Raw genomic sequence first — 9,358 nt, 5'->3', positions numbered from 1 at the left:
AGTTTCATGCTCATTGAATTCTGATTTTGATACCTTTCGGTATCGAATTGACTGTGCTGAATAAACTATGTTTATTCTGTTGGTCACTCAGTTCAATTGAGACTCTAAATTTGTTTGCGTCATCTAGCGAACTAGACTCTGCTGTTAGAACTCAATCTGTACGAGTGCCCACACAGATGATTGCTTCATATTGTTAAAGAACAGCTCCGGTTACCCGGCACGATGACTTATCATCGCTGCGCCGTTAGCGCTGAGGGTTGTGCATTCTAAGCACTTCCCATTTATTGTCAACACTTAATTTTGATTTTCTTTCGAAGCATTCAAACTCAAGTTTTATTTGACTCCCGACTCGTTGGCTCGTTGCTTTTCAGCGCCGCTCCCCGTGTCGGTGGATGCGCATTATAGGGAGATCCGATTTAAGTGCAACCCTTTTTTTAAAGATAATTGCGAAAAAACGTTTGTTCGAGCAAAAATAAAGCGAAACGTCTATTTTTGATACTTCAGCATGCTATATCGTCCATTTTTTATTCTGCTTTTATTTCTATTTGGGTGTTCTAGCCGTTATAAATTCACACAGATCGCTAGGATATTGAAAATACACCATCTAAAAATTCACTTGAGCTCTAGCACTAAGAATAAGCGTACAAAAGATAAGCAAACAGGCTTATATTTAATCAACCAATTGATATATATAGCTTTTTCACTGTACATAAATGAAAAATTGGTAATCATGCACGGAAATTTGACCACAAAACAGGTATAAACATGCAAAAACTATCTATAGCTTTATTTACTTTGTTATTCTAGCACTACCGTACTTGCCGACGACACTAGTCCTTTTTCTTTTTCAGCAACAGCTGGAGTAAGCTTAGGTGGTGATACTATAGGCACCTTAGTGTACGAAGATAATAGTGATGACACTGTTAAAGCTGGCGATGGCATATTCATTGGTGGTGGCATTCATTATCAAGCGAATAAAGATTTTGATATTAAGCTAAACGCACTTTATCACTTCGATGCAGCTGAAGCGAAAAACGGTGATTTAACTTTTAGCCGGTGGGCGTTTGAAGCCATCCCATATTACAACCTAAATGACAATGTGAAGCTAGGTGCAGGGATCGGTTTTGATACCTCTGTTGAATTGGACAGTAATTTTACTCTTGATGCTAAATTCAATAACACCACGAAGCTCATTTTTTCCGGTTTATATGCTTTCAACTATTCGCAAATTAGTCTCGAGTTGAGATACGAAGTCGCGGAATATGAAGTAAGCTCTGTAGGTAACCTCTCAATTCCAAGTAATATCGCAAATACTCATCAACTCGACGGCAATCGATTTGCAGCACTAGTTCATTGGAACTTTTAATGCTCAATTCACTTGATCAAGCGATATATTTTGGGACAAGAGGATCTTATCAATAATTTAGCACGCCCTATTATCGCTAAGATATCTATGTACATATAGGCGAGGTAGGCACCTTGCTTTTTGGCTGCTTTACATAACCTGAGCTTGCGAAAATAAGCTTCTTGAAAAGAAAAAAGCCGAGCGATGCTCGGCTTTTTTATGTCTTTAATAAGACTAATTACTCTGCAGACTGTGCGTCTTCTTGAACTTCTTCAGTCGCTGGGCGATCTAGTAGTTCAATGTAAGCCATTGGCGCGTTGTCACCAGTACGGAAGCCACACTTAAGAATACGAGTGTAACCACCTGGACGATCCGCGAAACGAGGACCAATCTCAGTGAACAATTTACCAACTACTTCTTTATCACGCGTGCGAGCAAACGCTAAACGACGGTTTGCTACGCTGTCAGTCTTAGCCAGTGTGATTAAAGGTTCAATTACACGGCGCAGCTCTTTTGCTTTAGGCAAAGTAGTTTTGATGATTTCGTGCTTCACCAAAGAACCAGCCATGTTGCTAAACATCGCTTTGCGATGGCTGCTGTTACGGTTTAATTGACGACCACTCTTACGATGGCGCATGACCCTATCCTTCTAACTAAACTAATATAGTAACTTAGATTACTCAGCCAGACTTGCAGGTGGCCAGTTTTCTAGGCGCATACCTAGAGATAGACCACGTGAAGCTAGCACGTCTTTAATTTCAGTTAGAGACTTCTTACCAAGATTTGGTGTTTTCAGAAGCTCAACTTCAGTACGCTGTACTAAGTCACCGATATATTGAATTTGCTCGGCTTTCAGACAGTTTGCAGAACGTACAGTTAGCTCTAAGTCATCAACAGGACGAAGTAGAATCGGATCAAACTCCGGCTTCTCTTCTTTTTCTTCTGGCTCAGAAACATCACGTAAATCTACGAATGCATCTAATTGCTCAGCAAGGATAGTTGACGCACGGCGGATCGCTTCTTCAGGATCTAAAGTGCCGTTCGTTTCCATATCGATGATTAGTTTATCTAAGTCTGTACGCTGCTCAACACGAGCTGACTCAACCGAGTACGCAATACGCTCAACCGGGCTGAATGATGCATCTAGCAACAAACGGCCGATTGGGCGCTCATCGTCATCAGAGGATAAACGACTAGACGCCGGTACATAACCGCGACCACGCTCAACACGGATGCGCATGCTGATTTCGCTATTGTCAGCAGTTAAGTGACAAATAACATGCTCAGGGTTGGCGATAGTCACATCTCCGTCGTGCTGGATATCAGCCGCAGTCACAGGGCCTACACCAGACTTAGTCAGGGTAAGGAAAACTTCATCTTTACCTTCTAGAGATACCGCTAGACCTTTAAGGTTTAACAGAATTTCAATGATGTCTTCTTGTACGCCTTCTTTCGCGCTGTACTCGTGCAATACGCCGTCAATTTCAACTTCTGTCACAGCACAACCAGGCATAGATGAAAGAAGTATACGACGTAGAGCGTTACCTAGTGTGTGGCCGAAACCACGCTCTAGAGGCTCTAAAACTACTTTAGAACGCGTTGAGCTTACAGCGTCGATATCGACTAATCTTGGTTTTAGGAATTCGGTTACAGAACCCTGCATTTTATCCTCTCTTAACTCTTAACTTTACTTCGAGTAAAGTTCGACGATTAGTTGTTCGTTAATGTCCGCAGACAGATCAGAACGCTCTGGTAGGCGCTTGAAAGTACCTTCCATTTTCTTACCGTCAACTTCAATCCAAGTTGGCTTTTCACGTTGCTCAGCCAACTCTAGAGCAGCGATGATACGCGCTTGCTTTTTAGACTTCTCACGAATTACTACTACATCTTCAGGAGTAACTACGAAAGAAGGGATATTAACAACACGACCATTAACCATAATCGCTTTGTGGCTTACTAGCTGACGTGCTTCAGCACGTGTGCTTGCAAAACCCATGCGATATACAACATTGTCTAGACGTTGCTCTAGAAGCTGTAACAAGTTTTCACCTGTGTTACCTTTAAGGCGAGCAGCTTCTTTGTAGTAGTTACGGAATTGCTTTTCTAGTACACCGTAGATACGACGAACTTTTTGCTTTTCACGTAGCTGTAAACCGTAATCAGATAGACGACCTTTACGTGCGCCGTGCTGACCAGGTGCTGTTTCTAGTTTACACTTAGAGTCAATTGCTCTTACGCCGCTTTTAAGGAACAGGTCAGTACCTTCACGACGACTTAGCTTGAGCTTAGGGCCCAAATATCTTGCCATGTTCTTTCTCCTAACCTATTGTTATACGCGACGTTTCTTCGGTGGACGACAACCATTGTGTGGAATTGGCGTCACGTCAGTGATGTTAGTGATACGGAAACCAGCAGCATTCAATGCACGAACAGCAGACTCACGGCCTGGACCTGGACCTTTAATGAATACTTCTAGGTTCTTAAGACCGTACTCTTGTGCAGCAACACCTGCACGCTCCGCAGCAACCTGTGCAGCGAATGGAGTAGACTTACGAGAACCACGGAAACCTGAACCACCCGCAGTCGCCCAAGAAAGAGCATTACCTTGACGGTCAGTGATGGTCACAATAGTGTTGTTGAAAGACGCATGAACGTGAGCCATGCCATCAACAACTTGCTTTTTGACCTTTTTACGACGAATTGGTGCTTTTGCCATAACTTACCCCACCTTATTTCTTGATAGGCTTGCGAGGACCCTTACGAGTACGCGCGTTAGTCTTAGTACGCTGACCACGTAGTGGTAGCGAACGACGGTGACGTAAGCCACGGAAACAACCAAGATCCATAAGACGCTTGATGTTTAGTGTAACTTCACGACGAAGATCACCTTCAACAGTGTACTTGCCAACTTCTTCACGAAGGATGTCAAGAGTTTCGTCATTTAACTCGCCGATTTTAGTAGTTTCAGCGATACCTGTCGCAGCTAAGATCGCCTTAGCGCGAGTTTTACCTACACCATAGATGCTTGTTAAACCGATAACAGCATGCTTATGATCAGGAACGTTAATGCCTGCGATACGGGCCACTAACATATCTCCTATAAATAAACTTGATTATCATCTTGCTGGAAAGCCCGTATAGGATACCCAACCGACATTCAAGTTTTACCAAAGAAACAGGCTAAGTAGAGCTACTCAGCCTGCACGACTTAATTTGCTTAGCCTTGCCTTTGCTTGTGCTTTGGCTCACTGCAGATCACACGTACAACACCTGCACGCTTGATTACTTTGCAGTTACGGCAAATTTTCTTAACGGAAGCACGTACTTTCATTACTCAACTCCGTAAACTGACCTTAACGGCCGTAGCCTTTAAGGTTCGCTTTTTTCAGCACAGAATCATATTGATGAGACATCATATGAGTCTGTACTTGTGCCATAAAGTCCATGATGACAACAACGATAATCAAAATTGATGTACCGCCGAAGTAGAATGGCGTTTGCCATGCCATAGTCATAAACTCGGGCACCAGACAGATAAAGGTTATATACAAAGCACCTGCCAATGTCAGGCGTGTCATCACTTTATCAATGTATTTAGACGTCTGCTCACCTGGACGAATGCCTGGAATAAAAGCGCCAGATTTTTTCAGGTTATCTGCTGTCTCACGCGGGTTAAATACCAACGCAGTGTAGAAGAAGCAGAAGAAGATAATAGCCGCAGCTAATACCATCGCATACAGTGGTTGACCTGGAGTCAATACTGCTGAGATAGCTTGTAGCACATCAGCGACCGGACCTTCACCTTGGCCGAACCAGCTTGCTATTGTACCAGGGAACAAAATGATACTGCTAGCAAAGATTGGTGGAATAACACCCGCCATGTTAACTTTTAGTGGTAAATGCGTGCTTTGAGCAGCGAATACCTGACGACCTTGTTGGCGCTTCGCGTAGTTTACAACGATACGACGTTGTCCACGCTCAAAGAACACAACTAGGTAAGTTACAGCGAATACGATTACCGCAATCAATAACAATGCTAAAATATGCAGATCACCTTGGCGCGCCATTTCTGCTGTCGAACCAATTGCAGACGGCAGGTTAGCTACAATACCAACAAATATTAGAACAGAGATACCGTTACCGATACCACGTTCAGTGATTTGTTCGCCCAACCACATTAGGAACATTGTTCCTGTGACTAAGCTCACTACAGCTGTGAAGTAAAAGCCGAAGCCTGGATTCACAACTAAGCCTTCCATCATATTAGGTAGACCAGTAGCGATACCTATCGATTGGAATGTAGCAAGCACAAGCGTACCATAACGCGTATACTGGCTGATTTTCTTACGCCCTTGCTCACCTTCTTTCTTAAGCTCTATCATCGCAGGATGTATATGCGTTAATAGCTGCATAATAATCGAAGCCGAGATGTACGGCATAATACCTAGCGCCAATACCGATGCACGCTCAAGCGCACCACCGCTGAACATGTTGAACATTTCAACAATGGTGCCCTTTTGTTGCTCGAAGAATTCGGCAAGTACAGCGGCGTCAATCCCAGGGATCGGCACAAAAGAGCCCAGACGGTAAATAATGATAGCACCTAAAACGAATAGTAATCGGCGCTTCAGTTCCGCAAGCCCACTTTGTGCACTTTGCATATCTTGACCTGGTTTAGCCATAGCGTACTTCCTTAGTCTTCTACCTTGCCTCCGGCAGCTTCGATAGCTTCGCGTGCACCTTTAGACACTTTAATGCCTTTAACGGTAACAGCGCGTGAAACTTCGCCAGATTTTACAACTTTTACGAACTGGATGTTCTTTTTAACGATACCAGCTGCCTGTAGCGCGTTTAGATCTACCACATCGCCTTCAACTTTAGCGATTTCGAATAGATTCACTTCTTTAGACACAAGAGACTTGCGTGAAGTGAAACCAAACTTTGGTAGACGACGTTGCATAGGCATTTGACCGCCTTCAAAACCAACGCGTACTTTACCGCCAGAGCGTGACTTTTGACCTTTGTGACCACGACCACCAGTCTTACCAAGACCAGAACCGATACCACGGCCGACACGCTTACCAGCAGTTTTTGAACCTGCAGCAGGTGAAAGTGTATTCAAGTTCATCGAATTACCCCTCAACCTTAACCATGTAAGAAACTTGGTTGATCATACCGCGAACTGCTGGCGTATCTTCTAGCTCAACAGTGTGGTTGATACGACGTAAACCAAGGCCACGTAATGTAGCTTTATGCTTCGGTAAACGACCGATTGAGCTACGTACTTGAGTTACTTTTACTGTGTTTGCCATGGTGTCTTACCCCAAGATTTCGTCAACGCTAAGACCACGCTTCGCAGCAATACCTTCTGGAGAATTCATATTCTCAAGAGCTGCAATAGTTGCGCGAACGATGTTGATCGGGTTAGTTGAACCGTATGCTTTAGATAGTACGTTCTGTACGCCAGTTACTTCTAGTACTGCACGCATCGCACCACCTGCGATAATACCTGTACCTTCAGATGCAGGCTGCATGTAAACTTTAGAACCCGCGTGGCGACCCTTGATTGGGTGCTGTAGCGTGTTACCGTTTAGTTCAACAGTGATCATGTTGCGACGTGCTTTTTCCATTGCTTTTTGAATAGCAGCAGGAACTTCACGTGCTTTACCATAACCAAAACCTACTTTACCAGCGCCATCACCAACAACAGTTAGTGCAGTGAAGCTAAAGATACGACCACCTTTAACCACTTTAGACACACGGTTTACCGCGATTAGCTTTTCAGCCAACTCTGGCTGTGCTTGCTTTGCTTCTACGTTAGCCATTGTCTACTCCTAGAATTGCAGACCGGCTTCGCGCGCAGCATCAGCTAGCGCCTTCACACGGCCGTGATATTTAAAGCCACTGCGATCAAAAGCGATTTTTTCAACGCCTTTGTCAGCTACGCGCTCAGCGATTGCTTTACCAACTGCTTGAGCCGCTTCGATGTTGCCTGTGCCTTTAACTGTTTCAACAATTGCTTTTTCAACAGTAGAAGCAGCAGCCAGTACATTACCCTCAGCATTGATTACTTGAGCGTAAATGTGACGTGGCGTGCGGTGGATAACAAGACGTGTTGTGCCTTGTTCGATAATATTTCTACGAGTGCGCTTAGCACGACGTAGACGAGCTGTTTTCTTATCCATCGTCTTACCTTACTTCTTCTTAGCCTCTTTACGACGCACGTGCTCATCAGCATAACGTACACCTTTACCTTTATAAGGCTCTGGTTCACGGTATGAGCGGATGTTAGCAGCTGTTTGACCAACTAACTGCTTGTCTGCGCCTTTAACAACAATTTCAGTTTGGCTTGGAGCTTCGATAGTGATACCCGCTGGGATCTCGAAGTTCACTGGGTGAGAGAAGCCAAGAGTTAAGTCTAATACTTTACCCTTAACTGCCGCACGGTAACCAACACCTACTAGCTGTAGTTTCTTCTCATAACCATCGTTAACACCAACAATCATGTTGTTGATTAGCGCACGTGCAGTACCAGCTTGAGCCCAAGCATTAGCAACTTCACGTGGAGCTGTAGTGATAACGTTGTCGTTTAGTGAAACTTCAACCGCATCGTTGATTGTGCGAGTTAATTCACCGTTTTTGCCTTTAACTTTGATGTCCTGGCCGTTAACTGTAACTTCAACACCGGCAGGAACAGTAATAGGAGCCTTCGCTATACGAGACATAGTTCCCCTCCGATTAAGCTACAAAGCCAATGATTTCACCACCAACACCAGCGTTACGCGCAGCGCGGTCTGTCATCAGGCCTTTAGAAGTTGATACGATAGCGATACCTAGACCACCCATTACCTTTGGTAATTCGTCACGTTTCTTATAGATACGTAGACCAGGGCGGCTAACACGCTGGATGTTTTCGATTACAGCTTTGCCTTCGAAGTACTTAAGTTCGATAGTCAATTCTGCTTTTACGTCACCAGATACTGCGAAGTCAGTGATATAACCTTCGTCTTTAAGTACCTTAGCTACAGCTACTTTCAGCTTTGAAGTTGGCATTGAAACAGATACCTTCTTCGCAGACTGACCGTTACGGATACGTGTGAACAAATCCGCAATTGGATCTTGCAAGCTCATGTCTTACTCCCGTGATTCTATTACCAGCTAGCCTTTTTAAGGCCAGGAATTTCACCGCGCATCGCTGCTTCGCGAACTTTAATACGGCTTAAGCCGAACTTGCGAAGGTAACCATGAGGGCGGCCCGTGATGTTACAACGATTACGTTGACGTGAAGGGCTAGAATCGCGTGGTAAAGACTGTAGCTTTAACACTGCATCCCAACGCTCATCATCAGATGCGTTAACATCGCTGATGATAGCTTTTAACGCAGCACGCTTTTCAGCATACTGAGCAACTAATTTAGCACGTTTTACGTCACGCGCTTTCATTGAATTCTTTGCCATAACCCTACCCTTACTTTTTGAATGGGAAGTTGAACGCTTCTAACAACGCACGGCCTTCGTCATCTGTTTTCGCAGAAGTAGTGATTGTGATATCCATACCGCGTACACGGTCTACTTTATCATAATCAATTTCTGGGAAGATGATTTGTTCACGTACGCCCATAGAGTAGTTACCGCGACCGTCAAAAGACTTTGCGCTAACACCGCGGAAGTCACGAATACGTGGCATCGCGATAGAGACTAAACGCTCTAGGAAATCCCACATACGCTCGCCGCGTAGGGTTACTTTACAGCCAATTGGGTAACCTTCACGGATCTTAAAGCCAGCAACTGATTTGCGTGCTTTAGTCACTAGAGGCTTCTGACCAGAGATTGATTCTAGATCTGCTACTGCATTTTCTAGAATTTTCTTGTCAGCTAGGGCTTCGCCCACACCCATGTTTAGTGTGATCTTTTCGATCTGAGGGACTTGCATGACAGAGCTGTAACCGAACTTCTCTTGAAGCTCTTTTACCACTTTGTCTTTGTACACTTCATGCAGTTTCGCCATCGTCTA

General features: G+C 44.3%; 16 protein-coding genes. 1 reads left to right on the top strand and 15 read right to left on the bottom strand.

The window, feature by feature from the left end; translation table 11 throughout:
• Window positions 1-895: 895 nt before the first annotated feature.
• Entirely contained in the window at window positions 896-1,366 is a 471-nt protein-coding gene (locus F9Y84_RS07595; protein WP_147388908.1) for a hypothetical protein, read from the top strand.
• Window positions 1,367-1,583: 217 nt separating this feature from the next.
• Here F9Y84_RS07595 and rplQ read toward each other — a convergent pair whose 3' ends face one another.
• The 15 genes from rplQ to rplE all read right to left on the bottom strand — a co-directional run bounded on the left by rplQ (window position 1,584) and on the right by rplE (window position 9,352).
• Window positions 1,584-1,982: a 50S ribosomal protein L17 gene (rplQ, locus tag F9Y84_RS07590; protein ID WP_039493510.1), complete on the bottom strand. Its 399-nt coding sequence runs from the start codon at window positions 1,980-1,982 to the stop codon at window positions 1,584-1,586.
• Between the two features lie 39 nt (window positions 1,983-2,021).
• Window positions 2,022-3,008: a DNA-directed RNA polymerase subunit alpha gene (locus F9Y84_RS07585; RefSeq protein WP_010378288.1), complete on the bottom strand. Its 987-nt coding sequence runs from the start codon at window positions 3,006-3,008 to the stop codon at window positions 2,022-2,024.
• A gap of 24 nt (window positions 3,009-3,032) precedes the next feature.
• Window positions 3,033-3,653: a 30S ribosomal protein S4 gene (gene rpsD, locus F9Y84_RS07580; protein ID WP_017218390.1), complete on the bottom strand. Its 621-nt coding sequence runs from the start codon at window positions 3,651-3,653 to the stop codon at window positions 3,033-3,035.
• A gap of 21 nt (window positions 3,654-3,674) precedes the next feature.
• Window positions 3,675-4,061, bottom strand: a complete 387-nt coding sequence (gene rpsK / locus F9Y84_RS07575; protein WP_099643703.1) for a 30S ribosomal protein S11 — start codon at window positions 4,059-4,061, stop codon at window positions 3,675-3,677.
• A gap of 13 nt (window positions 4,062-4,074) precedes the next feature.
• Window positions 4,075-4,431, bottom strand: coding sequence for a 30S ribosomal protein S13 (rpsM, locus tag F9Y84_RS07570; protein WP_010378282.1), 357 nt, complete (start codon window positions 4,429-4,431; stop codon window positions 4,075-4,077).
• A 131-nt stretch (window positions 4,432-4,562) separates the two neighbouring features.
• The gene (gene rpmJ / locus F9Y84_RS07565; RefSeq protein ID WP_002959476.1) at window positions 4,563-4,676 is read right to left on the bottom strand and encodes a 50S ribosomal protein L36; all 114 of its coding nucleotides are present in this window, start codon (window positions 4,674-4,676) and stop codon (window positions 4,563-4,565) included.
• Between the two features lie 22 nt (window positions 4,677-4,698).
• Window positions 4,699-6,027, bottom strand: coding sequence for a preprotein translocase subunit SecY (gene secY / locus F9Y84_RS07560; RefSeq protein ID WP_010606805.1), 1,329 nt, complete (start codon window positions 6,025-6,027; stop codon window positions 4,699-4,701).
• 11 nt (window positions 6,028-6,038) lie between these two features.
• A complete protein-coding gene (gene rplO / locus F9Y84_RS07555; RefSeq protein WP_099643704.1) occupies window positions 6,039-6,473 on the bottom strand; it encodes a 50S ribosomal protein L15 in 435 nt (144 codons plus the stop codon).
• Between the two features lie 4 nt (window positions 6,474-6,477).
• Window positions 6,478-6,657 carry a 50S ribosomal protein L30 gene (gene rpmD, locus F9Y84_RS07550; protein WP_010378276.1) on the bottom strand — a complete coding sequence of 60 codons (180 nt, stop codon included), beginning with the start codon at window positions 6,655-6,657 and terminating at the stop codon, window positions 6,478-6,480.
• Between the two features lie 6 nt (window positions 6,658-6,663).
• Window positions 6,664-7,170: a 30S ribosomal protein S5 gene (gene rpsE / locus F9Y84_RS07545; protein WP_125250659.1), complete on the bottom strand. Its 507-nt coding sequence runs from the start codon at window positions 7,168-7,170 to the stop codon at window positions 6,664-6,666.
• A 9-nt stretch (window positions 7,171-7,179) separates the two neighbouring features.
• On the bottom strand, window positions 7,180-7,530 hold the full coding sequence (rplR, locus tag F9Y84_RS07540; protein WP_010378271.1) for a 50S ribosomal protein L18: 351 nt from the start codon (window positions 7,528-7,530) through the stop codon (window positions 7,180-7,182).
• Window positions 7,531-7,539: 9 nt separating this feature from the next.
• Window positions 7,540-8,070, bottom strand: coding sequence for a 50S ribosomal protein L6 (gene rplF, locus F9Y84_RS07535; protein ID WP_125250660.1), 531 nt, complete (start codon window positions 8,068-8,070; stop codon window positions 7,540-7,542).
• Between the two features lie 13 nt (window positions 8,071-8,083).
• Window positions 8,084-8,476 (bottom strand): 30S ribosomal protein S8, encoded by a 393-nt coding sequence (rpsH, locus tag F9Y84_RS07530; protein WP_125250661.1) that lies wholly within the window; start codon window positions 8,474-8,476, stop codon window positions 8,084-8,086.
• A 20-nt stretch (window positions 8,477-8,496) separates the two neighbouring features.
• Window positions 8,497-8,802 carry a 30S ribosomal protein S14 gene (gene rpsN / locus F9Y84_RS07525; RefSeq protein ID WP_095728862.1) on the bottom strand — a complete coding sequence of 102 codons (306 nt, stop codon included), beginning with the start codon at window positions 8,800-8,802 and terminating at the stop codon, window positions 8,497-8,499.
• Between the two features lie 10 nt (window positions 8,803-8,812).
• Window positions 8,813-9,352 (bottom strand): 50S ribosomal protein L5, encoded by a 540-nt coding sequence (gene rplE, locus F9Y84_RS07520; protein WP_010378262.1) that lies wholly within the window; start codon window positions 9,350-9,352, stop codon window positions 8,813-8,815.
• Between the last annotated feature and the right edge of the window lie 6 nt (window positions 9,353-9,358).

The sequence above is a fragment of the Pseudoalteromonas peptidolytica genome, assembly GCF_012641745.1.
Classification (GTDB): Bacteria; Pseudomonadota; Gammaproteobacteria; order Enterobacterales; family Alteromonadaceae; genus Pseudoalteromonas; species Pseudoalteromonas peptidolytica.
The sequence above is the reverse complement of the archived record's forward strand: the minus strand, read 5'-3'. Positions and strand labels throughout refer to the sequence as shown.